This window comes from Streptomyces sp. NPDC006798 (assembly GCF_040635975.1).
GTDB lineage: Bacteria > Actinomycetota > Actinomycetes > Streptomycetales > Streptomycetaceae > Streptomyces.
In genome coordinates, this window is record NZ_JBEYIS010000026.1 from 82,182 (window position 1) to 103,754 (window position 21,573).

Below are 21,573 nucleotides of genomic sequence, written 5' to 3' on the forward strand. Positions count from 1 at the left end.
GCTCCTCTCTATCCTTCGGCGAGGCGTACGACGGAGCCGCCCGCCCGGTTGCGTACGACGGCCCGGAAGAAGTCGGTGAACTCGCTCTCGGCACCGGCGACCTCGAGGACGGTGCGGACCTCGAGCTGGCCGCCGCCGGTCTCCCTGACCGGGGCGGCGACGGACCGGAGCATGCCGTCGAGCCGGGACAGCGGCAGGACGGCTTCGTCCTCGCGGCCCTCGCCGACCATGGCGAGCGTCGGCCCGGTCACGACCCCGCCTTCGGCGAGGTACGGGATGTCGGGGGTGTGGAGGGTGAAGGACGGGATGTCCATCCCCATGAAGTTCCCGCCGCCGATCGTGAAGCTGAGCGAGTTCCATTTCCAGATCAGCCAGTTGATCGCGTCCACGAAGCTGTATCTCAGCCCGTCCCACATGCCGCGGGAGGCGGCCCAGATCCGGCCGGGCAGGGCGGCGACCCACCCGACGATGCTCCCGAGCCACGAGGCGACATGGCCCGGGACGGCGGCCAGGGCCGAGATCGCGATCATCACTCCGTGGACGCCCATCTCGACATGCCCCGTGATCGCGCCCCACGCCGTACTGACCGCACCGGCGACGGCGTTCCAGACGCTCACGGAGACGTCACGGACCCAGTTCCACGCGGAGGACACACCGCTGGTGATCCCGTCCCACGTCGCACTCGCCGCGTCCTCTATCCAGCCCCACGCGGCGCTGAGCGCTCCGGTGATCCCGTCCCACGCCGCGCTCGTCGCCGCAGAGACCGCGTCCCAGTTGGCGATGATGAGCGCGATGACGGCGATCAGCGCGATGATCCCCGCGATGATCCACGTCCCCGGCCAGGCCCACAGCGCGGCGTTCCAGGCCCATTGGGCGACGACGGCCAGGCCGATCCCGATACCGAGCGCGAGCACGGCCGGGATCAGGATCTTCACGACCTCGGGATGCTCGGCCAGGACGCTCGCGACGGCGGTGAGAGCCGGGGCGAGTGCCTCGCCCAGAGTGACCGCCAGGGTCCGCCACGCGGACTCGATACTGGCGGACTGCGCCATCGCGTCCGTCGCGGCCTTCGCCGACCCGGCCGCCTGGTCCATACCCGACTTCGCGGCGGCGGTAGCCGGATCCATCGCCCACAGAGCCTTGGCCGATTCACCGGCCATGTCGCCGAACAGGGCAACGCCGAGCTGCGCCTGCTTGGCCGGGTCCTTGACCCCGCGCAGCGCGTCGATCGTCTTCTGGAGCGCGGCCTTCGCGGGCTCGCCGCCGCGGTTGATGTCGGCGAGCATCTGCTTCGCGGGCAGGCCGAGGGCCTTGAAGCCTTCGGCCGCGCGGTCGGTCTCCTCGCTGGTGATCCGGGCGAACTCGTGGAGAACGTCCGCGGCCTGGTCGATGTCCCGCCCGCCCGCCTGGACGTACTGGCTCATCATCCCGAACGCGTCCTGCGCGTCCAGGCCGATGCGCTTGAAGTGCGTGCCGTACTCCGTGATCACGGCAGGGATGTCCGCGACCATGCTCTTGGGCAGGGTCTGGGCTGCCTTCGTGATCACGTCGAAGGCTTCGACGCCGTCCTTGACCAGCCCCTGTTTGATCAGGGCTCCGGCGGCCGTGGCGGTCTCGCCGACGTCCATCTCGAACGCGTCGCCGAGCACCACGGCGCTCTTGGTGAGCTGGGCCAGTTCGGCGTCGCCGATCTTCCCCATGCCGCCCATCGCCGACGCGACGCTGCCGAGGGCGTCGTTGACACCGTCGATCGAGTCCGAGAACCCTTCGGAGTAGACCTTTCCGGCGATGTCCCCGGCCCGCTTCGCCTCTTCCTGGCTCAGGTTGAGCTGGGTGGTGAGCTTGGCGTTGGCGTGCTTGGCGTCCATGGCCGTGGTGAGGCCGGTCATGAACAGGGCGCCGACCGCCGCCCCGGCGGCCGCGGCCTGCATGCCGCCGAGGGACTGTTCCATCTGCCCGGCGGCCTGGTCGGTCTCGGCGGCGGCCGCGGTCGCTCCGTCGCCGATCCCTTCCAGCGCGGTCTCGGCCTGCCCGGCGGCCTGCCGCACGTCGGCGGCGGCCCGGTCGGCGGCGGTGCCGACGTCGCCGATCTCGGTAGCGGCCCGGCCCGCGGCCGCCGCCGTGGCGGCGGCCGCCTGGTCGGCCGCGCCGCCGATCTCCCTGATCGCCAGCTCGGCGGCGTCGCCCGCCTGGCCGACGGCGGTCGCGACCTGGTCGGCCGCGCCGCTGACGGACGCGAGGGACTGCTCTACCTGGTCGGCCGCACCGGCGGCCCCGGCGGTCAGCTCGTCGGCCTGGATCCCGACCGCCACGAGCAGCTGGTCAAGAATGCTCATGCCCGCCCCCTCCCGTGAGGTCCGTTCCGCCCAGGGCGCGGTTCATGGCCGTGACGGCGGTGAGCATCTCTTCCCACTCCATGCCGGGCGCGCCCTGGTCCCACTTGGGCAGGAAATCCTTGGGGTCGCGGGCCCGCTGGCCTTTGCCGCGGGCCGTGTTGGCGACCGTGGCGGTGAGGGTGGCGAAGAGGAGGTCCAGGCGCTCAGGTCCGAGGGGCCCGGTGACCCGCTCGTACGCCATCCAGTCGGTGAGCTGGGCGGAGGTGTGGCGGATGAGGACGTCGTCTACCGTCCAGCCGAGAGCGAGCGCTAGCCGGTGGTAGAAGCGCCAGTCGGCTCGTCCTCGGATTTTCCCTCAGCCTCGGCCATGTCCTCCTTACGGAGCCCGGACAGCCTGGCGGCAACCTTGGACAGGCGCTCGAGGACGGCGCCGTTCTTCGCGCCGAGGGCCTTGACCTCCTTGTCGGAGTACAGCCGTTCACCCTCGGCGTCGACCAGGCACTTCGCGAGGAGCTTGGCGGTCTGGTCGGCCATGTTGAGTCGCTGGACCGACCCGCCCGATCCCATGACCACCAGCGAGGACTGGTAGGCGTTGCGTTCGGAGCCGGACATGCCCTGGACCCGGACGTCGCCGCCCCACTCCGGGACGGGGACGTCCTCCCAGGCACGGTCGTCGGCGGCGTCGATCTCAGCTCGGGTCAGAAGTGCCATGAGGTGTTTTGCCTTTCGAGGCGTTGAGGACATCGACCGTGGTGGCGAGCAGCGTGAGGGTCACACTGGGCACCTGGTCGGGGTCGACGGGGAGGCGTACGGAGTCGCGCCCGATCGCCCCGGCCGGGATCTCGACGCCGTCCACGACGATGCGGGTGCGGGTGCCCTCGCGGGTGATCCGGATCAGATTGGCGGTCATGCGAGGACTGGCGCCCCGGACACCTTGAACGTGAGCGCGGCTGAGAGCTTGTCGTCGACCGGCGCGGACGGCTCGAAGCCGGTGAGGATCGACCTGAGGGTCCAGGTCGTCTGGGCCGGGTCCGGGAAGAGCAGCCGGTACGAGCGGGGATCGGGGTCGTTGAAGTCCGCGACCAGGGCGTCGTGGTCTGAGGGGTCGTAGTTGACGTCGATGGAGACCTCGCCGCCGTCCTTGAGTCCGCCGATGAACTCCATCCAGGCGCCGGGGGACTGGTGGGTCGTGACGTCGATGGTGTTCCGGGACAGGCCCGGGCCGCTCACGCTGGTGACGTGGGCGATCGGGGTGAACACCTCGGGTGCGGCGCCGTCGCCGCGGGCGAAGGCGACACCGAATGCGTTGAGTCCGGCCATGCCGAAACCCTCCTCAGGGTCAGGGGATCTGTTCGGTGAGCACCCGGAACCGCAGGATCAGGTGGCGGATGTCGCCGGGGGGCTCGGGGTCTTGGAGCGTCTGGGAGAACTCGAAGAGGGTGGCGACGTGGTGGTAGCCGGGGACGTCGAGGGGCTGGTGGTCGAGCAGCTCGGCAACGCGGGCCCCGATCCGCAGGGCCTGTGCGAATCCCCGGCTCCGGGTCCAGACGTGCAGAACGGGAACGGTCTGCCAGCCATGCCGGTCGTGGGCGTTGTCGGGCGTCTCTGTGGCTTCTCCGATGACGGTGAAGGGGTACGGGGCGGTCTCGGGGAGGTAGTCGAAGACGCCCCCGGGGGCCAGGCCAGTCAGCTCCTGGTCGTCGGTCAGCCGCCGGTAGACCGCCCCCTGGATTTCCAGCATCGGGGAGCGGGCGGTCATCGCAGGACCTGCCGGACCTCGGCGGTGAGCCGGGCCCGGTACCGCGTCCGCTCCGCCTCGAGGGCGGGGCGGAGCGCCGGGCGGGCCGGGGCCCGGCGCGTTCCGTGCTCGAGGAACCGGGCGTAGTACTCCGGATCCTCGAACCAGCCCACCAGCGCCGTGAGCCCGTTGTGTTCATACCGGATGTCGACCGTGTCGCGGAGGTTGCCGGAGTGGACCCGGACGGTGTCCCGGGTGTCGTCCCGGACCGCCTCGGCCGACTCCCGTACCGCCTTCTTCAGGGCCTCCACGATCTCGTCGGGGAGGGTTTCGAGGCGCTGCCGGAGCCGGGCCGCGCCGAGGATACGGACGGTGGCACGCCGCCGACGGGCCACGGCAGCCTCACTTCCTGCCGAGGAGTCTGCGGATCTCCCGCAGTTCTCCGGCGATGGCGAGCAGCGCCCATACGGCGGCTGTCCCGGTGTGGTCGCCTGGGGCGGGGGGATTGTCGGAGAGGTGCTGCTCGGCGGCCTGTCGGCACTCCAACGGTTCGACGGGCAGAGGGCGGCCGCTGCCCGCCGGGGGCGTGGTCATGTGCCGAGTTCCAGCGCCCCGACGGTCACCGAGGTCACCGCGTCGTACGTGATCGCGGCCCGGCCGTTGGTTCCGGAGAACAGGCGGGACAGCGGGAGCAGGGCCTCCTTGCCCGCGGCCACGACGGTGGCGGGATTCTCGATGTCGAGGCCGGAGACCCGGCCCGGGGTGGCGAGGGTGACCGTGACTGGGCTGGCGCCGCCGTTCTTCACGAAGAGGAACCGGCCCGGTCCGACGGGGGCGGTGTCTCCGCCCGCGGCCGCCGCTACGGCGGCCGCGGCGAGATCGGCGAGTCCGCCGTCGACGGGGATGACGGTCAGGTTCAGGTTGGCCATCGGATGACTCCTTCGGGCTGGACGAGGTGGCATTCGGCCCGGCGGTAGCGGGTGGCGGACGGCTCGGCGACGGCCAGCACCCGCAGTACCTGGCCCCGGCCGCGCAGTTCGTCGCCCCGGGCGACGTCCGCGCCGGGCAGCAGATAGACGGTGTGGGTGTGCTCGGATCCGGCCTGTTGGGCCAGCATCCGGTCGGAGGTGCCCGGCTGGTCGACCTTGGCCCGTACGTCAACCGGCTGACGTACGTACGTGACTGTCTGGCCGCCGTATCCGTCCGGGTCCGTCTGGGGCCGCCAGACCTCGAGAGTCCGGTTGAGCCGGTGGCCGATGCTCATGTCCGGGCCCGGTAGGCGCCGATGGTCCGCCGGTCGGCCTCCGTGAGCTGCATGCCGAGGGCCTCCGCCGAGAAGCTGCGGGCGTGGTCGCCCAGGGTTTCGGACGCGAGCATTTCGGGGTTGGCCCAGGCGGCGGCGGCGAGCCGGAGCCCGATGCGCTTCAGGCCGGGCGGCAAGGTGGTGAACCCGGCGGTGACGACCGCTTCTACTGCGCGGTCGTGGGCGGGCCAGTGGGCGCCGATGCGGGTGAGGACACCGGCCGCCGACCAGGTGTAGTCCGCGTGGCGGCCGTGGACCAGGACGTCGCCGTCCACCGTCACCGACACGACGGCGGTGACCGGCCACCGGGGAAGGATCAGCCGGTCCGTGCCCGTGCCGGACTGGTAGGGGCCGTCCTGGCGGGACGGGCCGTCCAGTACCAGGGTGTCCGTTGCCGACTCGAGGGCCTGGCCGGCCTCCTCCTCGATGACGCCGAGCGCCAGGTCGAGGAGGAGGACGGCCGTGGCGGAGTCGTCTTCGGTGAAGGGCTCGCTGATACGGAGCAGAGAGCGCAGTTCGGCGGGGGCGGCGATCGCCATCAGTCCCCGCCCCCGCCGGTGCCGTCGTCGCTGTCGCGGCGGTGTTCCATCTCCGCGACGACGGCGGCAAGCACGTCGGCCTTCTTCGTGGCGTCGCCGAGGTCGATGCCTTCGGCGTCCGCGAACGCTTTGAGCTGGTCGGCGGTCATCTTCTCCACCGCAGGCCCGTCGCCGTCCGGGCCGGGGGCGGTGTCTGCCGGAGCGGGACGCCGGGGCGGGGACGGCGGCCCGTCGGCCGGACGGCAGTCGCCGGAGGCGATCCGCTTCCGTGCCTCGGCCGGAGGCAGGTCGATGACCGCCCCGGGCTGGTGGTTGCCGTGCACCGGGCTGCACATCAGCCGCAGCATCTCTACGCGCATGGGGGGCTCCTCAGGGCTGGATGCGGCCGTGACCGCGGACGACGGTGGCGCCGAAGACGGCGTTCCCGGCCGAGGTGGTCGCCACGACTCGCAGGTAGCGGCGGATGCCGTGGTAGCCGATCACCGTGGTCGTGGCCGCGGTCAGGGTGGCCGGTTCGGCCCCGTCGAGGAGTCCGTCGGGGACGGCGGTGTATCCGGACGCGGGCTGGTCCGACTCCTGGACCTCGACGGCGAAGGTGTTGTTGGTGACCGCTCCGACGGTCACCACCACGGCGGCGGCGTCGTAGTTGGCGAGGTCCACCCCGGTACCGGTGGCCGTGGCGGTGTACGCGGCCGGGGCGATGGTCTGGACGGGTGCGATGTGGGACTTGATGTCTGAGCGCATGGCGGGCTCCCTCCCGGGCCCGGCGCGGCGGCCGGGCCGGAACGTGGCGGACGGGACGGTTACGGGACGACGTCGTTGGCCTGGAGGCGGACGAACGCCTCCTCCAGGACGGGCATCCCGTCGGCCTCCTGGCGGCCGATGAAACCGATCTGGTTGCTCTCGGCGTACAGCTCGACCAGGCGCTGGACCTCGAACTGGAGGGACTCGGCGATCCAGTAGTAGGAGAAGTCCCCGAGTATGCCGACGTAGTCGTTGTCGGCGAACGTCGAGGGCGCGAACTCGGACGTGATGAACGGCAGGTCGAGGATCGTGTCCGGCTGGTCGGAGGCCAGGCCCGCGCGCCAGACGTAGTTGCCCTGCCCGTCCTTCAGCTTGCGGACGGAGGCGACGACCAGGCGGTGGAACAGCCACTGGGCCTTCTTGTGGTACTGGCCCTTGAGGGTGTACTTGGCGGTGATCAGGTCGTCGGCCGCGTTCCCGTTCGCGACGTTGACCAGCCCGGTCCCGGAGGTGGAGACCTGGACGTCGCGGCCGGTGGAGATCCCCATCGGCGACGCGGTGAACACCCCGAGCGGCTTCTTGTTGCCGTCACCGGTCATGTACGCCTTCTCGGCAGCCGTACCGAACCGGTACTCCATGCGCTCCCTGACCAGCTGCTCGGAGCTGATCACCGAGGTGCGCAGCAGCTTGCGGCTGATCTTCACCCGCTTGGCCAGCGGGTTCGGCGTCAGCTCCCGCTTCTTGAACCGCAGGCTGTCGTCCTGCCCGCCGGTGGCCAGTTCGCTGGTCCACTCCGCGTCGCCCAGGTCGGTGTCCAGAGCGGGCACTCCGAGGGAATCGGACTGGGTCAGCTGGTACACGGTTGCCAGACCGCGCATCGGGACCAGGTCGTCCACCCCCTTGAGGAGGTCCTTCACGAACTGGGTCGGCGCGGTGAGGAACCCGCCCTCGGGATCGTTGCCCGCGTTCAGCGCGCGGGCCTGCGCGTCGGTGAGCGCCCGCCGCCCGCCGAGGAAGTAGGCCCGCAGCGCGGCCATAGCCTCCTCGCCGCCGCGGCCGCCGTCCTCGTCGGGGTCGGCGGCCGCGCGGTCGTCGGCGTCCAGCCGCTCCGCGCGCGTGATCGTGCGGTCCACACCGTCCCGCTCGTCCATCAGCTTGTCGAAGCGGGATTCCTCCTCGGGGGTCATGCTGCGGCCGTCGTCCTCCGCGGCCCGCATGATCGCCTGGGCGTCAGCGCCCAGCTTGGTGCGCTTGGCGCGCAGCTCCCGGATGTTGGGCACGGCTGTCTCTCCGTTCAGGGATGGGGTGCGCCCCGCGCTTCCGCGCGGGGCGAAAGGGGGTCAGACACCGGCGAGGCGCCGGAGGCGGGCGAGATCGACGGGAGCCTGCCGGGCGTCATCGTCGTCCTGGCCGTCGTCGCCGGTCCCGCCAGCGGCGTCGAGCAGCTCGGTCAGCGCGGTGACCGCGTTCTGCACCAGCAGCTTGTTCTTCTTCGACAGCACCGCTCCCGCCCGGGCGCCGTCGCCGAGTTCGGCAAGCTGGGACATCACGGCCTGCGTGAACTCGTCGGGGGCGTAGCGGGCGTCGAGGGCCCGCATCAGGTCGGAGTCGGAGGCGCTGCGCCCGGACTCGACCACCGCGTTTGGGTCCATGGGCAGCGGGACGGCCGAGACCTCGAAAAGCTCCCAGCCCTCCGGCACGCCCTCCTCGTCCACGCCCCAGACGTCGAACCCGATGGAGAACGCGTTCATGAACCCGCCGCGGTACTTCCCTTCGACCCGGCGGGCGAAGTCGTCCTCCTGGTCGAAGAGGATGTCCATCTTCAGCTGGTCGCTGTCGATCCACGTCCTGTCGGAGCGGCCGATGGGGAGGCCGTCGCGGCCCCAGTACGAATGGCCGTAGCCGACGACCGGGTTCGACTCGAACCGCTCGAGGCGGGCGCCGGTCATGGTGAGGTTGAGGCCGTCGCCCTTGCGGCCCTCGGTCGCGGCCACGATGGTCAGCGGTTTCCCGGCCGCGTCGTCGCCCTCGGCGCGCTGGACGTAGCCGCGCACGTAGTGCCGCTGTCCCTTCATCTGTCCCTCCCAGGGTGTCGTATCTGCCGGTCGGCAGGCGGCCCGCACGGGCCGCGCTGCCGGACCCGAACGGGGCCGGAGACGGTGCGCTGGTCAGTCGACAAGGGGCACCACCTGACACAGGCACCCGGCGTGTACCGGCGGGTGGAAGGTGTTCCGCTTGGCGACCAGCTTTTCGCCCTCGGCTTCGCCGTCGACCTCGTCGCCCTTGGCGATGAACGGGGTCTCGATCTCCCGTACGGAACCGTCGAGGCGCTGGCAGTACGGGCAGTTCTTGGAGCCGCGGGCGACCCACTGGATCTTCGTGACCCCGGCCTCTTTCCAGGTCTCACGGGCTGCGGCGTTGGGGAGCTGGGCGGTTTCCCAGCGGGCGGTCTGCGCGGGCCGCTCGGTCTGCCACTTCGCGATCCGGTCCACGACGGCCTCTGCGGCCGCCTCGGTGGTGTCCGTGTTGTCGGCGGCGTTCCGCAGCTGCCCGAAGGAGGACGAGATCCGGTACGCGACGTGGGCCTGGACGTAGGCACGGGCCCACACCGACAGGTCCACCGGCTCCTCGTATCCGACTTCCTCGGCGGCGTCCGTCGCGACGTCGGCCGCGAACGCGGTCATGAGCGGCAGCCACAGTTCGGAGAGCCGGTCGGCGATCGGACCGTCGCCCGAGTACAGCGCGGACAGGGCAGCCAGGAATCCGGCCAGCGACCGGGCGCCGCGTTCCGGCTCGAGGTGCTCGGCCACCAGGGCCCGGACCCGCGCGGCCTCGAGGTCGGCCACCTCCTGGTCGGACTCCTCGATCCGGGCTCCGTACACCTCGGCCAGGGATTCCCGCACGGTGGTCCGCCCGGCGTACAGCCGGGCCCGCCGCCCGGCCGCGCCGACAGCGGAGCGGCCGGCGGGCACCATGTTCAGCGGCACCAGGTACGCGTCCCCGCCGTCGACCGGGTTGAGGTTCTCCTTGTCGCGGACGTCGTTGGCGGAGAGCCACCCCCACTGGCGGCCGACCGCGTACGCCTGGTACCGGGTCAGGGTGTCGCCGCGCAGAAGGGAGTCGACGAGGAACTCGGCGAAGAACCGGGTGCGCTCCTCGGGGAGGAGGAGCTGGGTGAGGATCGCCTGCTCCCACCGGACCAGCCAGATGTTCAGCGCGGAGGCCACGTAGTCGAGCTGCTGCTGCTCGATGTTGGAGAACGTTGCCCGCTCGAGGTCGTTGATCTTGTGCGAGGGGAGGCGGAGCCACCGCGCCATCTCGGTGACCTGGAGCTTCCTCGTCTCGAGGAACTGGGCGGAGTCGTTGGGGATGCCGACCTGCTGCCAGGTCACCCCCTCTTCCAGGATCGCGACGCGGTGGGCGCGGTCGATCCCGCGGTGGATGTTCTCCCAGTCGTCCGCCATCCGCCGCCGTGCCTCCGGGGAGAGGTTCCCCGGGTGGGTCAGGGTGCCTCCGGGCGCGGCCGCGTTGGAGAAGACCTTGGCGCCGTGGTGCTCGGTGGCCAGCCCGAGGCCGATGGCGTTCGCCGCCAGCTCGACCACCGGGTAGCCGCGGATCCCGTCGAACCCGAGGCCGCCGATGTGCAGAACCTCGTGCGGCAGCAGGGTCGCGGAGATGCCGTTGGTCTCGTCGCGGTACTGATAGAGCCGCCGGAACCGGCCCGGGCCGGTCCGCTTGACGCAGATCTTCAGCCGGTCCGGGCGCAGGGGCCAGATCTCCTCGATCGTCCCGGTGCGTTCGTGGGTGACGACCTGGGCGACGGCGTCGCCCCAGGTGATCGCGTGGCCCATGAGCGTCTCGCGCAGCCATGCCGAGGACATCATGTCGTTGGGCTGGTCGTGCAGCAGCCCGTACAGCGGATGTCCGGCGGCGCGCTGCTTGCCCCGTGGCTTCAGCCGCTCGTACAGGAACAGCGGCAGCCCGGCCAGATCTTCGGACAGCACCCGCACCCCGGCGAAGAACGGCGAGTACATCAGGGCCGTCTCCTGGTCGACCCGGATACCCGCACTGTTCGCGGTTCCCCCGGTGAACCAGTCCTCCACCCATTTCTCGGGGGTGGCGATCCCGGACACGGGACCGGCCGCCGCCCGTGCCGCCTGCCGCAGCCAGCCCATCAGCCGCTCTCCTTCCCGCTGTCGGCGCGGGCATCAGCCCGTCCGGCGAGAACGCCGCCGCCGATCCCGACGACCAGGAGCGCGGCCCCGGCGACGGTGATACCGAGCCAGAGCTGAAGCAGCCCGAGCCCGAGCCCGAGGCCCGCAATACCGATCAGGGCGATCACGTCCCAACGGTCCACGCCCTCACCACCTCCATGGGGGTCAGAGGGCCATGCCCTGGGTCTCGTAGACGGACGGCGCGGGCATGCCGCGCATCCCGCCGTCGATCGCGAACAGCGCAGCCACCAGGCCGTCGATCCGCTTGCCGGTCTTGTCCCGCTGCGGCTTCACCGGCCGCATCCGGTCCGGGTCGTCCCGCGGCGACTTGGACTCGATGGTGTCCGCCATCCACCGGGCGACGGGGTTTCCGAAGTGCGCGTACTCCCGGGCCTTCAGCCCCCGCATCACCTCGGCCATCGGCGGCGTCATCCGCAGGTACGTGGTGTCGGACTCGACCATCTTGAGCCGGGTCCGTTTCACGATCTCCTGCCGTACCGGCTCACCGGACCACTTGTCGTAGGTGATGTCCACGATCCGGAACAGCTGGTGGTCAGTCTCGACGTCGTCGTAGATCGTGTCGTAGTCGATGGTGTCGCCGTCGGTGAGCGTGATCCATCCGTCCGCTGCCCACTCGGAGAACCGGCCGCTGGTGTGTTCGTCCAGTACCGGGGCCACGGACTCGGGCGCCCAGAACCGCCACAGCAGTTCACCGGTGGGGAAGTGCAGACACCAGGCGGTGAGGTCGAGCTTGGAGGAGAGATCGAGCCCGGCCCAGCAGCGCTGGCCCTCGAGCCGCCCGGCGATCCACCCCGGCGTCGGCGCGATCTCCCGCGCGTTCAGGTCCCACAGGTCCATCGGGATCCAGCGGGACACCTGGGACACCCGCTGGTTGAGCCGGAACTGCCGGAACCCGTTCTCCGCGGAGTGGTTCTGCCGGGCCTCCTCGGCCTCCTCCCGCAGGGACTGAATGTTGAGGAACGACCCGAGCGCGGGGTTGGGCCAGTACCAGTTCGCCTCGTCCCACGGGTCGATCGAGACTGGCAGGTCCGGACGGCCGGGGAACAACCGGTGCAGCCGGTCCAGCTCGTCGGCGGTACGGGGCATCTTGCGGACGTACACGAAATGGTGCGGCGCCCGGGCGGGCTGCTCCATGACCCGGTCGGCCTCATCGATGAAGTCCGCACCGAAGGACACCTGGTCGGACGTCTCAGTCGTGATCGCCAGCATCAGGGCCTGGGTCCGGGCACCGGCGGCCGTACGCATCGCCTTCCACAGCGAGTCGTCCGGCTGCGACAGCACCTCGTCCAGGATGAACGCGTGCGGGTTGTGCCCCAGCTCGACATCGGCGTCGGCCGGGATCACCTCGTAGTGAGAGCCCGACGTCTCGTCCACCAACCGCCGCGCGTTGCGGATATGGGTGAGCCGCCGCGCCAGCAGGGGGGAGCGCCGCATCATCTTCACGGCGGGCTCGAACACCTTCCCGGCCTGCCGGGTCGTCGCTGCCGCGCCGTACACCTCGGCGGAGTCCTCCCCGTCCCCGCACAGCATGTACAGCGCGATCCCCGACAGCAGCGCCGACTTCCCGTTCTTCCTCCCCATGACGATGGTCGCCCGGGTATAGCGGCGTACGTACCGGCCCCACTGCTCGGACCAGATGACCTCGCCGAAAAGAGGCCGGATGATCTCGTGTTCCTGCCACGGGGCCAGCACGAACCGGGTGTTCGCCAGCGCCCCGGCAGGGTGCACCAGCAGCTCGGCGAAGAACGCGACCACCCGGTCGGCGCGCGGCTCGCAGTAATGCGCGCCCCGGCGGCTGCACGTCTTCCCGTCGAGGGTGTAGCCGCACACGCCGCCGCGGCGGGACGACGGCCGCCACCGCTTGTGGTGCTGGACGGTTACCGCCCTGCGGCGCCCCCCGGGGCGACTGCCCGCAGGGGCGCGGGGCGGGCGCCGGGTCATGGTCCGGGCGGTCATCGGCGGCCCCCTCCCGCACGGTCAGGACAGCAGCCGCTCCGCCCCGCCCGCCTCGGCCGTCCCGCCGATCTTCAGCTGCGCCCGGTCGCTGGGGGTGAGACCGAACCGGGCGCCGTACCGCTGGACCTGGGCGTCGGCGGCGTCCAGCGCGAGCAGCCACGGGTTCTTGCCCATGCGGGCACCGGTCTGGTCGCCGTTCTTGTTGAACACGGGGTGCTCCACCACGGCTCCTTCGGCGGCCACGTGCTCGGCGGCGTCCCGGCGCCGGGCCACCGCGTCACACCAGTTCGCGTACGCCTCGGTGTCCCACGAGGTGAGCACGCCCTTGGAGATCAGGTCGTCCGCCAGGGCGTGCCAGACCTTGAGGGCTGCCTCACCAAGCCACTCCGGCGGCACGACATCACCGTCGTCGGGCTGCGGCTCGGCCGTGTTGATCCGGTCCTTGCGGTCACCGTGCAGCACCCGCAGGGCCGTCGGCTTCGGCGCCGGTCCGCGCTTCCCCACGAGTCCCCCTCACCCTCCATCAGGTCACGGACGGTAGCGGCCAGGGTCCCGGGTACGGCGGATCCCGATACCTGTCAGAGCGCAGGTGGGCTCCCCCCCGCGTTCCGCGGGCCCCCTGGCCAGCGATCCAGGCCCCCCTCCCCGGTCACCCTCAGTACCGGGGACCAGGCTGATGCCAGCCGCCGGGCTGGTGGCGCGCGGTCTCGGACGAGTGGCACCGGGCGCACAGACCGCGGCCGCGCCTCGGGTCGTGCTCGTCCAGCCCGCGCTCCCGCAGCTCCCGTTTCGACAGCGGCCAGTGGTCGGCGTGCGCCGAGGGCGCCTTGCGGCACACCACGCACACGGGGTCGCGCGCCAGGACAGCGGAGCGGAACCGGGACTCGTGTTCGCGGCCGTACCCCTGCGCGGCCGCCGACGGACGGGGCCTGCGCCGCGTCGGCGCGCACGACGCACACACGGCCGTACCGGGCAGGGGGGTACCCCCGCAGCCGGGCGTAGTACAGCGACGGGGCGCACGGCTGGGCACCGCCTCACCTCCTTCGCCATCGCCGGGGGGAGACCCGGGGTACCAACGGACGGAATCCGTCCTACCGTGCCGGTATGGACTATCCGACGTACAGCACGCGTTCAGGGCTGAGCGCACTGCCTCAGACCCGTATCTGTCCGGACTGCCGCACGACGGCACGGATCAAGTGGAAGAAGGAGGACAAGGGCCTGGAGCGGACCCTGGACCCGAGCGGGTCGGTGTGGTGGCCCTGCCACACGCCGAACTGCCCCGGGGAGGAGGGCATCATCAACAGCTGACCGCGACTGAGGGCGGACCCGGCCGACGGGGAGCGGCCGGGCTCGAGGCATCAGCGGTCAGAAGGTGGGGCAGAGGTTCTTGTGCACGGCGGCGAGGATCGCCGTACCGGTCGTGTGTGTGGCGATGTCCGGGAGCCGGGTGTCGACAGTGAACCGCCCGAGCGCCTGCTGAGGCAGTGTGGACTTGTCCTTCACCGACTTGATCGACCTGCACTGGTTCAGCCCGCGGCTGATGGCCTGGTCTTCCTTGCCGGGCTTGACGATGCGCGGGTCGATCGCGTTGAGCGCGGCGATATACGCGGCGGCCACCGTGGCGTCGGGCTTCGGCGGGAGGCCGGCCTTCTCACGCGCCTTCGCCAGATCCTCGGCGGACGGCTCCTTCGCCGACGGGGTTGCCGTCGGCGGCGGCTTGATGGTCTTGGTGGGCTCGGGCTTGCTCTCGGTGGAGCAGGCGGTGGCGGTGAGCAACAGAGCGGCGGCCAGGGCGGCGGGGATGGTGTGTCGGGTACGCATCCGTTCAGCGTGCCGGGGCTCCGCCGGGGCGCGCGGGGGATGCCGGGGTGCTGTGACGGGTCTGTGATCCGGTGTGTGGCGTATGGGGCGCAGGGGGTGGGTGGGGCGCAGGGCCGGGGCCGATGCCGACGAGGCGGAGCGCGCCGGGGCGGGTGGCTGCTTCGGCGCGGGCGAGGTCGCCGATCCGGTAGAGGGGGCGGCCGCGGGGGTCGAGTCCGCCGCGGGGGAGGTGGCCGCGGGCGGCCCACTGCCGTACGGCGGCGGGGGTGACGGCGGCTGCTCCGGCGGTGAGTTGCTGGCGCCAGGTGGTGGCGAGGGCGGCGGCCTCGGCGGTGGTGAACAGGGTCACGGCGGGCGCCTCCTCTCATGGGTCAGCCCCCGGCGTGGCGGGGGCTGGTCCGTGATCTGGGCGCACCTGTAGCGCTGCTTCAGTGTGACGCTAGCTGCTGATCTTGTCCAGCGGGCTGCTCTCCGAGGTGGGCATGTCCGGGTAGTACTCGGCGAGTTCGCGGGCGATGCCGTCGAGGGTGTCGAGGGTGTGGCGCAGCTGCGCCAGCCACCCCCGGGCAACCGTGCGGGGGACGACGGCGTAGGCGACTCGTGCGTCGCGGACGGCGGCGGCCGCGTCGGCGAGCTGGCGCAGTGCGGTGTCGGTTTCGGCGGCGCGCCGTGCACGCGGGGTGAGGTGCGCCGGGTGCGCCGGGGCGGGCCCGGCGGGTGCGTCGTCGGTGCGTCGTGCCTGGTCGTCGGGGGTGGGGTGGGCGGCGATGGCGGCGAGGTCGCGGCGGACGGTGGCTTCGCCGATCCCGAGGGTGCGGGCGATGGCGCGGCCGGAGAGCCCTGCGTCGGAGTGGCGGCGCACGGCGGCGCGGCGCGCGTCGAGGGGTGCGCCGGTGGTGTCGGCGGGTGCGTCGGTGTGCGTCATGGGGTGGGGTCCTGGGCGGTCGCGGAGGCGGCGAGGAGGTGGAGGGCGGTTCGGGCGAGGGCGGGCATCACGGTCCGGTCGTGGCGCTGGTACTCGTTCTCGGTGAGGAGGCGGCCGCAGACCTGGCAGCTGATGTAGGTGTCCCAGTCGGTACGGACGAGCCCGAAGGCGCCGCAGGGGCAGGGGGTGGGCAGCGGGTGGCGGCGGGGGGCGGTGAGGGTGATCGCCCGGGCCGCGCGGACGGCGTCGAGCAGCTCGGTATGGAAGTCGGCGATCCACGGGCGGGTGACGAGGTGGCGGTGGTGGCGGGCGAGCCAGGCGGCGTGGGCGGTAGCGGGCCCGGGCGGGACCGGGACGCCGAGGTCGTCGGCGAGGGCCAACGCCCAGGACCGCAGGAGCGCGGGGATCGGCGTCGGGCCGGTCTGGTCGTGCCCATGGCCGCGGACCGGGCCCGGGGCGGCGGGGCCGATCAGGGTAAGGACGTCGGCCCGGAGCGGCAGCGGGGAATGGGCGCGGCCGCGCCCGGGGGCCCCGCTGTCGGCGGACGGCCGGACGTCGCGCTGCAGACTCGCGCCCAGGAGCACGAGCTGGTGGGGGAGTTCGCGGAGGAGGGCGGCGATCCGGTCGCCGCAACGGTGGCAGGCCGTCCGGTGCTGCTCCTGGTGGGGGATGGGCCGGGCGCAGACGGCGCACGTCACGGCGTGCCCTCCGTCGATGAGTTGCGGGTGCAGGTGTGCTCGCGGCCGCCGGTGCGGAAACCGGCGTCACAGCAGTCGCGGCGCTGCTCGGCCAGGGCGGTCATCTGCGGCTCTATGCGGTCCTGGGCGGCGTAGACGGCGCCCAGGAACTCTTCGACGGCGGCGGGGCCTTCGTAGTGTTCGAGCTGGGCGAGCAGCGCGCCGAAGGTGTCGGCGAGGACGCAGCGGGGGACGACGATGGCGGCCTCGGCCCGGGCGCGGCCGGAGCCCGTACCGGGGCGCGCGCCGTTGAGCCGGGTGCCTATGAAGTGGAGGTCCACAGAGGCTTGCTGGTGCTGGCACTTCAGGACGGAGGCGATCCCGACCCCGGCCTGGGTAGCGAGCAGGGCGGTGGCGGGGGTGGGGACGAGTCGGAAGTCGGCCATCGGGGTCAGGGCTCCTTGTGGTGGCAGGTGGGTTCGTGGTCGGTCCCGGCGGAGGTCCACCAGATTTCGCAGCAGGCGGCGGCGAGGACGAGGGCCGGAACGTCGGCGGGCTGGGTGTGGGGGCGGGCGGCTTGTTCGGCGGCCCGTGCGGTACGGCGGCGGGCGGTGCGGTCGTGGAGCCGTACGGCGGCGGCCAGGACGGCGATCCCGAGAACGAACCCGACGAGGGTGGCGGTCATGCCGCGGGTCCGGTCCGGGCGCGCCAGGCGGTGAGGACGCTGGCCGGGATCCGGCCCCGGTCGGGCACGTCGAGCCCGGCCTGGGCGGCCCAGGCCCTGACCCTGGCGGGGTCGTGGTCCCGTGCGGTGCCGCGGCGCGCCCGGGCGGGCCGCAGCTCGGCTCGTGCGCCGTTGACCTTCGCGAGTTCGGCCTCGAGCTGGGCGGCCCGGGCGTCGAGGTGGGCGAGGCGGCTGTCCGCGTGGTGGCGGGAGGTGAGGGTGGCGAGGGCATCCCGGGCAGCCGTACCGGCGCGCTGGATCGCGGGATCGGAGTGCTGGGCGGCCCAGGCCAGGAGGGTGTCGACGGACGGTGTTGCCGGGGCCGGGCCGTGCGTGGCTTCGGGGGTGCCCGGCGCGGCGCTGCCGGAAGTGCCGACGGCGGTGGTGGTGGTCATCTTGTTCCTTCGGTGGGCGGTGTGCGGGATACGGGGCGCCGGGTGGCGCGGGACGTGTGGCTGCTCGGCGTCAAGGAGGGCCCGGAGGGCAGCGATCGTCATCCCGCCCGGCCCGGATCCGGGTCCGGGAGGGGGAGGAGGCCGTGCTGGTGGGCGAGGGCGACGGCGTGGCAGCGGGGCGCGCCGGAGGTCTGGACGCCGAGGGTGGTGTAGATGTGGCGCAGGTGGGTGGTGACCGTGTGTCTGCTGAGGCCGAGCAGGGCGGCGGTCGACAGGGTTCCGTGGCCTTCCGCGATCGCGGCGAGGACGTGGAGTTGGCGGGCGGATAGCTCCCCGGGGAGGGGTTCCGGTCGCAGGCCCGCCATCCATCCGCGCTGGTAGGCGATTGCTACGGCGTGCGCGCTGGTTCGGGCCTCGATCCTGCCGCGGAGCCGGACGAGCCGGTGATCGGTGGTCCCCTTCGGGAGTCCGTGAATGCGGGCCAGTTCGGGGAGGCCGTCGCCGCGGGCGAGGCCGGCCAGGAGCGGGAGGTCGTACTCCCGCAGCGCTCCGTCGACCGCCCACCGGCGGCGCCGCCACTGGCCGGGGCCGGGGCCGGTCATCGGGGGCGCCTTTGCCACGGCTGGGGCGCGGGCCGCAGACGGCCGGTGCGCCCGCTGTGCCGCCCGTTGTTGCGCTTGTTCGGGTGGGGGTTGGTGCAGGTGGCCGGGTGGGGCATCGCGCGCCACTCGGCGTGCTCGGGGACGGGCCGGAGGGTGGTGAGGGCGCGGGACCGTACCCGGCCGGTGGCGTCGGTGTACACGGCGGCGTTGCCCGCCGGGTCGGGGCCCGGGTTGACGGGGAGGCGGCGGCCTGCGGCGGTGACGGTCCAGAGGACCGGCCGTCCGCAGCGGGGGCAGGGGGTGAGGTCAGAGGCGTGTGGCATCGGTCCTCCGTAGGGCGGGTGGGGTGCAGTCGGGGCAGGGGCACCAGGTGCGGGGCGGTCCGGGAGCGGGCGGGGGCGGCCAGGGGGGTCGCCGGGGGCCGGAGGGGCCGCCGGGCGGGCGGGAGGCTCGCAGGTCGGCGCAGACCTGGCAGGGGGTGCCGGTGTGCCAGATCCGGCCGGACTCGCACACGTCGAGGCCGCAGCCCCGGCGGACGATCGCGGCTCCGAGCAGCCACCGGCCGGGGTCGCGGGGCGGTTCGGTGGTGGCGTACCGGTGGCGGAGGCGGGCGGCCAGGCGCTCGGGGGCGGTCCCGGTGTCGAGCTGGGCGCCGATGGCCCGGGCCAGTGCCCGGAGCACGTACGGGCTCAGTCCGGGGAGCAGGGGCCGTACGGGCTCGAGGACGCGCCAGATCCGGGGGGAGAGGGTGAGCTGCGGGCCGCCGTACGGGGCCCGGGCCGGACCCGGTCCACCGTGATCCACAGGCGGTGCGGGGTTATCCACAGCTCTACTACCGGTGTCTCGCCTCCGGCGGATGGGCACGGCGGCCGTCGCGGCATCGGGTGAGTCAGGTGTGGGGTCTTCCTCAGTCGCGAGGGATCCCGCACCAAGATCGGTACCCGATCCGTCATCAGAAGCAGGGGGTCCCGGGGCCGGGTTCGGGGTGGGGGCGGGGAGCGGGGGCTGGACGGGCTCGGCGTGGACGTCGTACTGGTGGCGGCCCTGGTGCCCGGCCCGCAGTTGGACCGTGATCCAGCCCAGCCGGGCCAGGTCGCGCACGATCCGGGCGACGGCGGCGGCCTCGAGGGGCTGTCCGGCCCGGCGCCCGGTCCGGTGCCGAAGGACCTGGCCCAGCTCGGCGTACGACACCGGCAGGCCGCGGTCGGTGGAGTACGACAGGGCGGCGTAGGCGCGCAGCTGGCGCGGGGTCAGGCCCTCCGGGGCCCGGGTGGGCACCCACGCCCACGCCTCCGCCGCAGCGGGCCGCCGGACCCGGCGAACTGCGGTCTGGCCCCGCCCGCCGCGGTACGTCCGCCGGGTGGTCGTGAGTTCTACGACGTCGTCGTCCGGCGCGGGCCGGGACAGCGACTTCAGCGCGCGCTCCACGGTGGAGATGGACATGCCGAGCAGCCCGGCGAGGTAGGAGACGCCCGCCTCGCAGCCCTCCGGCCGGGCCGCGAGCGCGGCGATCTTCACGTAGACGGCCACGGCCGCATCCCCGTACGCCGGGGAGGTGACCAGCCTCCACGGCACGCGAACACGCTGCGCGGCCATCGGGTCACCTCCTTTCCGGGGTGTACAGGGGCGTACGGGATGTTCGGGGTGGGTCAGGTGCGGGGCGGGATGGTGAGGGTGAGCGCGGCCGGGCCCGCCGTGCCGGGGATGCGGTGGCGGACGAGCCAGCCGCCGTGGTCCAGCGCGGAGAGCGACGCCCGGGCGCGGCGCGCGTCGATCCCGGCGTCGGAGGCCAGCTGCTCGGGCGCGGGGACCCGGGAGGCGGGGATGTGCCCGTCCCGGTCTGCCACGGCCGCCAGGAGCAGCGCGACCAGCCGGGCGTAGGGGTGGAGGCGGCTGCCCGCCGGGGCGGTCACGGACCGCTCGAACCGGGCCCTCGACCACCCCGGCGCCGGGGTGGCGGGGGTATGGGGAGCGGGCGGGGGCGGCGGCACACGGCGCGGGCGAGCGGCCAGATCACGGGGCGTCGGAGTGGGCATCACGGCTCCTGTCGGACGGCGGACCGGGGTGTGGCAGATGAGCGAGTCGGGCAAGGAGATGAGCGACCTCGGCGGCGCCGTAGGCGTAGTGCACGCACCCGGCCGCGCACCGGAGTTCGGCGGCCGGCGGGCGGATCCACACACCCCGCTCCGGCGCCCACGGGCGGGAGTGCTCGCCGAGGTCGACGTAGAGACCGGGGTGGTCCCGGGGCGGCCAGGCGGTCACGACGGCCCGCCACCGCGGCGGCGCCCCGGGGCGGGCCGTCCGGACATCAGCCGACCGGCCCGGACGGCCCGGCGTGAACGACCCGACCGTCCCGGACCACCGTGATCCGCTGCGGCCCGGCCTCGAACCACAGGTCGTACAGCGGGTCGTCGCTGCCCTCGGCGGCGAACTCGCCGTCGCCGGTGTTCTCGCCGTGAGCGATCCGCCGCATGTCCAGCAGCGGCGGCCCCGCCTCCAGCTCCGGGCCGGAGTGCGCCGAGATCAGGTACGTCTCCCCGGACGCAGCCAGGTCCCCGACCCGCTCGAAGTGGACGTGGACGATGTCACCGGCCCGGGGCGGGTACCAACGGGCCCCGGTGTAGGCCCGGTCGGCGTCGAGGAGGCCATTGATCTCGCCGACGATGTCCCGCGCCTGCTTCGCGGCCGCAGCCTCCTCCACCGGGCTCGGCGCGGTGGCCGCGGGCACGGGGGCGGCGGGGTCGTGGGAGAGGATGCGCTGGTGGACCACGTGGGCGAGCATCTGCACCTGCACCGTCCACACCGGGTCGCCGGTCGCGGCCTGGCCGACGACCACCACAGCGGGCGCGACGTGCGGGTCCGGCTGGGCGAGAGCGCTCTTGATAGCCGCCGTCAGCGGGGTCATCTGGGTTTCGGACACGGAGAACTCCTCAGAACAGAAGGGATGAGGGGGTGGTGGCCGGTGGGCGGGCCGGAGCGGACACGGCCCGCCCACCGGAGATCAGAGAAAGGGAGGAACTAGCGGGGGCCCGGGCGGTGGCGGGGCGCGGTGACCGTGGTCCACCAGGCCCCCGCCCACAGCCGGACCGCCTCACGGCGACGGCCCCGGTCCGGGCGCGTACGACGGCGGTGGTCGACCAGGGCGACGGCGCCGACGACGACCGCGACGGCGGCCGCCAGGGCCCCGACGACGACCGCCAGGCCGACCCCGGCGGCGCCGAGGGCCGCCGACGCGACACCCAGGAGCAGCAGCAGACCGAACGCGATCACCGGTGGTCACCGCCGCCGTCGGCCACCGGGTGAACGCCGCCCGCAGCGCTGCGGGTGTCCTTCCCGGCATCGGCGTCGACCTCGGCGAGCCGGGCCCCGATCCATTTCGCGGCCGCGGCGATCGTCTTCAGCCCCTCCTCGGCGTGCGCCCAGCGCACCGCGCGCAGCCCGTACGGACCGGCATCGGCGGCGGCGGCCGGCGCCGACCCCCCGACCCCCCCGCGGCGCCCCCCCGGCAGCCGGAACTCACCGACGCCCCGCGCCGCCGGGACCCGGCGGCCCCCGGGGCGCGGGAGCCGCCACACCAA

Annotated in this window: 34 protein-coding genes and 1 pseudogene; 1 reads left to right on the forward strand and 34 read right to left on the reverse strand. The window is 73.1% G+C overall.

All coding sequences use genetic code 11. The features are described 5' to 3' along the window. Window positions 1-8: 8 nt before the first annotated feature. From ABZ714_RS19450 to ABZ714_RS19545, 20 genes are all read right to left on the reverse strand, one after another. Window positions 9-2,336, reverse strand: a complete 2,328-nt coding sequence (locus ABZ714_RS19450; protein ID WP_358826492.1) for a phage tail tape measure protein — start codon at window positions 2,334-2,336, stop codon at window positions 9-11. Continuing rightward, window positions 2,323-2,577 carry a hypothetical protein gene (locus ABZ714_RS19455; protein ID WP_358826493.1) on the reverse strand — a complete coding sequence of 85 codons (255 nt, stop codon included), beginning with the start codon at window positions 2,575-2,577 and terminating at the stop codon, window positions 2,323-2,325. The genes ABZ714_RS19450 and ABZ714_RS19455 overlap by 14 nt, the downstream gene beginning before the upstream one ends. A gap of 68 nt (window positions 2,578-2,645) precedes the next feature. Continuing rightward, a complete protein-coding gene (locus ABZ714_RS19460) occupies window positions 2,646-3,047 on the reverse strand; it encodes a hypothetical protein (RefSeq protein ID WP_358826494.1) in 402 nt (133 codons plus the stop codon). Further along, window positions 3,025-3,246 (reverse strand): hypothetical protein, encoded by a 222-nt coding sequence (locus tag ABZ714_RS19465; protein ID WP_358826495.1) that lies wholly within the window; start codon window positions 3,244-3,246, stop codon window positions 3,025-3,027. The genes ABZ714_RS19460 and ABZ714_RS19465 overlap by 23 nt, the downstream gene beginning before the upstream one ends. After that, window positions 3,243-3,656: a phage tail tube protein gene (locus ABZ714_RS19470; protein WP_358826496.1), complete on the reverse strand. Its 414-nt coding sequence runs from the start codon at window positions 3,654-3,656 to the stop codon at window positions 3,243-3,245. The genes ABZ714_RS19465 and ABZ714_RS19470 overlap by 4 nt, the downstream gene beginning before the upstream one ends. 19 nt (window positions 3,657-3,675) lie before the next feature. Beyond that, window positions 3,676-4,095, reverse strand: coding sequence for a DUF3168 domain-containing protein (locus ABZ714_RS19475; protein WP_358826497.1), 420 nt, complete (start codon window positions 4,093-4,095; stop codon window positions 3,676-3,678). Beyond that, a complete protein-coding gene (locus tag ABZ714_RS19480; RefSeq protein WP_358826498.1) occupies window positions 4,092-4,469 on the reverse strand; it encodes an HK97-gp10 family putative phage morphogenesis protein in 378 nt (125 codons plus the stop codon). The genes ABZ714_RS19475 and ABZ714_RS19480 overlap by 4 nt, the downstream gene beginning before the upstream one ends. Window positions 4,470-4,476: 7 nt before the next feature. After that, window positions 4,477-4,668 (reverse strand): hypothetical protein, encoded by a 192-nt coding sequence (locus ABZ714_RS19485; RefSeq protein ID WP_358826499.1) that lies wholly within the window; start codon window positions 4,666-4,668, stop codon window positions 4,477-4,479. Further along, a complete protein-coding gene (locus ABZ714_RS19490) occupies window positions 4,665-5,003 on the reverse strand; it encodes a hypothetical protein (protein ID WP_358826500.1) in 339 nt (112 codons plus the stop codon). The genes ABZ714_RS19485 and ABZ714_RS19490 overlap by 4 nt, the downstream gene beginning before the upstream one ends. Continuing rightward, a complete protein-coding gene (locus ABZ714_RS19495) occupies window positions 4,991-5,338 on the reverse strand; it encodes a head-tail adaptor protein (protein WP_358826501.1) in 348 nt (115 codons plus the stop codon). Before ABZ714_RS19495 ends, ABZ714_RS19490 begins: the two co-directional genes overlap by 13 nt. Beyond that, the gene (locus tag ABZ714_RS19500; RefSeq protein WP_358826502.1) at window positions 5,335-5,916 is read right to left on the reverse strand and encodes a hypothetical protein; all 582 of its coding nucleotides are present in this window, start codon (window positions 5,914-5,916) and stop codon (window positions 5,335-5,337) included. The genes ABZ714_RS19495 and ABZ714_RS19500 overlap by 4 nt, the downstream gene beginning before the upstream one ends. Further along, window positions 5,916-6,275: a hypothetical protein gene (locus ABZ714_RS19505; protein WP_358826503.1), complete on the reverse strand. Its 360-nt coding sequence runs from the start codon at window positions 6,273-6,275 to the stop codon at window positions 5,916-5,918. Before ABZ714_RS19505 ends, ABZ714_RS19500 begins: the two co-directional genes overlap by 1 nt. Before the next feature lie 10 nt (window positions 6,276-6,285). Then, window positions 6,286-6,660, reverse strand: a complete 375-nt coding sequence (locus ABZ714_RS19510) for a hypothetical protein (RefSeq protein WP_358826504.1) — start codon at window positions 6,658-6,660, stop codon at window positions 6,286-6,288. A gap of 59 nt (window positions 6,661-6,719) precedes the next feature. After that, entirely contained in the window at window positions 6,720-7,940 is a 1,221-nt protein-coding gene (locus ABZ714_RS19515) for a phage major capsid protein (RefSeq protein WP_358826505.1), read from the reverse strand. A gap of 60 nt (window positions 7,941-8,000) precedes the next feature. Continuing rightward, window positions 8,001-8,735, reverse strand: coding sequence for a hypothetical protein (locus ABZ714_RS19520; RefSeq protein ID WP_358826506.1), 735 nt, complete (start codon window positions 8,733-8,735; stop codon window positions 8,001-8,003). A 93-nt stretch (window positions 8,736-8,828) separates the two neighbouring features. Then, on the reverse strand, window positions 8,829-10,835 hold the full coding sequence (locus ABZ714_RS19525; protein WP_358826507.1) for a phage portal protein: 2,007 nt from the start codon (window positions 10,833-10,835) through the stop codon (window positions 8,829-8,831). Continuing rightward, on the reverse strand, window positions 10,835-11,017 hold the full coding sequence (locus tag ABZ714_RS19530) for a hypothetical protein (protein WP_358826508.1): 183 nt from the start codon (window positions 11,015-11,017) through the stop codon (window positions 10,835-10,837). The genes ABZ714_RS19525 and ABZ714_RS19530 overlap by 1 nt, the downstream gene beginning before the upstream one ends. A gap of 22 nt (window positions 11,018-11,039) precedes the next feature. Further along, entirely contained in the window at window positions 11,040-12,851 is a 1,812-nt protein-coding gene (locus tag ABZ714_RS19535; protein WP_358826509.1) for a terminase TerL endonuclease subunit, read from the reverse strand. A gap of 21 nt (window positions 12,852-12,872) precedes the next feature. After that, window positions 12,873-13,355 (reverse strand): phage terminase small subunit P27 family, encoded by a 483-nt coding sequence (locus tag ABZ714_RS19540; protein WP_358826510.1) that lies wholly within the window; start codon window positions 13,353-13,355, stop codon window positions 12,873-12,875. A gap of 151 nt (window positions 13,356-13,506) precedes the next feature. Further along, on the reverse strand, window positions 13,507-13,692 hold the full coding sequence (locus ABZ714_RS19545) for a hypothetical protein (protein ID WP_358826511.1): 186 nt from the start codon (window positions 13,690-13,692) through the stop codon (window positions 13,507-13,509). Window positions 13,693-13,955: 263 nt separating this feature from the next. Between ABZ714_RS19545 and ABZ714_RS19550 the strand changes: the two genes are divergently transcribed. After that, on the forward strand, window positions 13,956-14,159 hold the full coding sequence (locus tag ABZ714_RS19550; protein ID WP_358826512.1) for a hypothetical protein: 204 nt from the start codon (window positions 13,956-13,958) through the stop codon (window positions 14,157-14,159). Window positions 14,160-14,216: 57 nt separating this feature from the next. Here the strand turns inward: ABZ714_RS19550 and ABZ714_RS19555 are convergent, their stop codons facing one another. From ABZ714_RS19555 to ABZ714_RS19620, 14 genes and pseudogenes are all read right to left on the reverse strand, one after another. Beyond that, window positions 14,217-14,672, reverse strand: a complete 456-nt coding sequence (locus tag ABZ714_RS19555) for a hypothetical protein (protein ID WP_358826513.1) — start codon at window positions 14,670-14,672, stop codon at window positions 14,217-14,219. 4 nt (window positions 14,673-14,676) lie between these two features. Then, entirely contained in the window at window positions 14,677-15,021 is a 345-nt protein-coding gene (locus tag ABZ714_RS19560; RefSeq protein WP_358826514.1) for a MerR family transcriptional regulator, read from the reverse strand. A gap of 90 nt (window positions 15,022-15,111) precedes the next feature. Then, complete coding sequence (locus ABZ714_RS19565) at window positions 15,112-15,597, reverse strand: hypothetical protein (RefSeq protein ID WP_358826515.1); 486 nt, start codon at window positions 15,595-15,597, stop codon at window positions 15,112-15,114. Further along, entirely contained in the window at window positions 15,594-16,295 is a 702-nt protein-coding gene (locus tag ABZ714_RS19570) for a hypothetical protein (RefSeq protein ID WP_358826516.1), read from the reverse strand. Before ABZ714_RS19570 ends, ABZ714_RS19565 begins: the two co-directional genes overlap by 4 nt. Beyond that, window positions 16,292-16,720 (reverse strand): hypothetical protein, encoded by a 429-nt coding sequence (locus tag ABZ714_RS19575; RefSeq protein ID WP_358826517.1) that lies wholly within the window; start codon window positions 16,718-16,720, stop codon window positions 16,292-16,294. The genes ABZ714_RS19570 and ABZ714_RS19575 overlap by 4 nt, the downstream gene beginning before the upstream one ends. A 5-nt stretch (window positions 16,721-16,725) precedes the next feature. Further along, entirely contained in the window at window positions 16,726-16,959 is a 234-nt protein-coding gene (locus ABZ714_RS19580; RefSeq protein WP_358826518.1) for a hypothetical protein, read from the reverse strand. Then, window positions 16,956-17,393 carry a histone-like nucleoid-structuring protein Lsr2 gene (locus ABZ714_RS19585; RefSeq protein WP_358826519.1) on the reverse strand — a complete coding sequence of 146 codons (438 nt, stop codon included), beginning with the start codon at window positions 17,391-17,393 and terminating at the stop codon, window positions 16,956-16,958. The genes ABZ714_RS19580 and ABZ714_RS19585 overlap by 4 nt, the downstream gene beginning before the upstream one ends. Window positions 17,394-17,491: 98 nt before the next feature. Next, window positions 17,492-17,995, reverse strand: a complete 504-nt coding sequence (locus tag ABZ714_RS19590) for a helix-turn-helix transcriptional regulator (RefSeq protein ID WP_358826520.1) — start codon at window positions 17,993-17,995, stop codon at window positions 17,492-17,494. Then, entirely contained in the window at window positions 17,992-18,318 is a 327-nt protein-coding gene (locus tag ABZ714_RS19595; protein WP_358826521.1) for a hypothetical protein, read from the reverse strand. The genes ABZ714_RS19590 and ABZ714_RS19595 overlap by 4 nt, the downstream gene beginning before the upstream one ends. Further along, on the reverse strand, window positions 18,302-19,591 hold the full coding sequence (locus tag ABZ714_RS19600; protein ID WP_358826522.1) for a hypothetical protein: 1,290 nt from the start codon (window positions 19,589-19,591) through the stop codon (window positions 18,302-18,304). Before ABZ714_RS19600 ends, ABZ714_RS19595 begins: the two co-directional genes overlap by 17 nt. Before the next feature lie 53 nt (window positions 19,592-19,644). After that, entirely contained in the window at window positions 19,645-20,031 is a 387-nt protein-coding gene (locus ABZ714_RS19605; RefSeq protein ID WP_358826523.1) for a hypothetical protein, read from the reverse strand. A 272-nt stretch (window positions 20,032-20,303) separates the two neighbouring features. Continuing rightward, window positions 20,304-20,915 (reverse strand): hypothetical protein, encoded by a 612-nt coding sequence (locus tag ABZ714_RS19610; protein WP_358826524.1) that lies wholly within the window; start codon window positions 20,913-20,915, stop codon window positions 20,304-20,306. A 98-nt stretch (window positions 20,916-21,013) separates the two neighbouring features. Further along, window positions 21,014-21,265, reverse strand: coding sequence for a hypothetical protein (locus tag ABZ714_RS19615; protein WP_358826525.1), 252 nt, complete (start codon window positions 21,263-21,265; stop codon window positions 21,014-21,016). Further along, window positions 21,262-21,573, reverse strand: a pseudogene (locus ABZ714_RS19620) (hypothetical protein); the annotation flags it as partial. The pseudogene ABZ714_RS19620 and the gene ABZ714_RS19615, both read right to left, overlap by 4 nt.

Bases quoted from the DNA above. Each gene is read 5' to 3' on its own strand.
- ABZ714_RS19475 (WP_358826497.1), bottom strand. From the start codon at position 4,095: ATGACCGCCCGCTCCCCGATGCTGGAAATCCAGGGGGCGGTCTACCGG.
- ABZ714_RS19520 (WP_358826506.1), bottom strand. From the start codon at position 8,735: ATGAAGGGACAGCGGCACTACGTGCGCGGCTACGTCCAGCGCGCCGAG.
- ABZ714_RS19500 (WP_358826502.1), bottom strand. From the start codon at position 5,916: ATGGCGATCGCCGCCCCCGCCGAACTGCGCTCTCTGCTCCGTATCAGC.
- ABZ714_RS19505 (WP_358826503.1), bottom strand. From the start codon at position 6,275: ATGCGCGTAGAGATGCTGCGGCTGATGTGCAGCCCGGTGCACGGCAAC.
- ABZ714_RS19490 (WP_358826500.1), bottom strand. From the start codon at position 5,003: ATGGCCAACCTGAACCTGACCGTCATCCCCGTCGACGGCGGACTCGCC.
- ABZ714_RS19590 (WP_358826520.1), bottom strand. From the start codon at position 17,995: ATGACCGGCCCCGGCCCCGGCCAGTGGCGGCGCCGCCGGTGGGCGGTC.
- ABZ714_RS19565 (WP_358826515.1), bottom strand. From the start codon at position 15,597: ATGACGCACACCGACGCACCCGCCGACACCACCGGCGCACCCCTCGAC.
- ABZ714_RS19460 (WP_358826494.1), bottom strand. From the start codon at position 3,047: ATGGCACTTCTGACCCGAGCTGAGATCGACGCCGCCGACGACCGTGCC.
- ABZ714_RS19465 (WP_358826495.1), bottom strand. From the start codon at position 3,246: ATGACCGCCAATCTGATCCGGATCACCCGCGAGGGCACCCGCACCCGC.
- ABZ714_RS19575 (WP_358826517.1), bottom strand. From the start codon at position 16,720: ATGGCCGACTTCCGACTCGTCCCCACCCCCGCCACCGCCCTGCTCGCT.
- ABZ714_RS19510 (WP_358826504.1), bottom strand. From the start codon at position 6,660: ATGCGCTCAGACATCAAGTCCCACATCGCACCCGTCCAGACCATCGCC.
- ABZ714_RS19600 (WP_358826522.1), bottom strand. From the start codon at position 19,591: ATGGCCGCGCAGCGTGTTCGCGTGCCGTGGAGGCTGGTCACCTCCCCG.
- ABZ714_RS19595 (WP_358826521.1), bottom strand. From the start codon at position 18,318: ATGCCACACGCCTCTGACCTCACCCCCTGCCCCCGCTGCGGACGGCCG.
- ABZ714_RS19585 (WP_358826519.1), bottom strand. From the start codon at position 17,393: ATGACCACCACCACCGCCGTCGGCACTTCCGGCAGCGCCGCGCCGGGC.
- ABZ714_RS19605 (WP_358826523.1), bottom strand. From the start codon at position 20,031: ATGCCCACTCCGACGCCCCGTGATCTGGCCGCTCGCCCGCGCCGTGTG.
- ABZ714_RS19455 (WP_358826493.1), bottom strand. From the start codon at position 2,577: ATGGCGTACGAGCGGGTCACCGGGCCCCTCGGACCTGAGCGCCTGGAC.
- ABZ714_RS19535 (WP_358826509.1), bottom strand. From the start codon at position 12,851: ATGACCGCCCGGACCATGACCCGGCGCCCGCCCCGCGCCCCTGCGGGC.
- ABZ714_RS19550 (WP_358826512.1), top strand. From the start codon at position 13,956: ATGGACTATCCGACGTACAGCACGCGTTCAGGGCTGAGCGCACTGCCT.
- ABZ714_RS19495 (WP_358826501.1), bottom strand. From the start codon at position 5,338: ATGAGCATCGGCCACCGGCTCAACCGGACTCTCGAGGTCTGGCGGCCC.
- ABZ714_RS19525 (WP_358826507.1), bottom strand. From the start codon at position 10,835: ATGGGCTGGCTGCGGCAGGCGGCACGGGCGGCGGCCGGTCCCGTGTCC.
- ABZ714_RS19580 (WP_358826518.1), bottom strand. From the start codon at position 16,959: ATGACCGCCACCCTCGTCGGGTTCGTTCTCGGGATCGCCGTCCTGGCC.
- ABZ714_RS19485 (WP_358826499.1), bottom strand. From the start codon at position 4,668: ATGACCACGCCCCCGGCGGGCAGCGGCCGCCCTCTGCCCGTCGAACCG.
- ABZ714_RS19470 (WP_358826496.1), bottom strand. From the start codon at position 3,656: ATGGCCGGACTCAACGCATTCGGTGTCGCCTTCGCCCGCGGCGACGGC.
- ABZ714_RS19555 (WP_358826513.1), bottom strand. From the start codon at position 14,672: ATGCGTACCCGACACACCATCCCCGCCGCCCTGGCCGCCGCTCTGTTG.
- ABZ714_RS19450 (WP_358826492.1), bottom strand. From the start codon at position 2,336: ATGAGCATTCTTGACCAGCTGCTCGTGGCGGTCGGGATCCAGGCCGAC.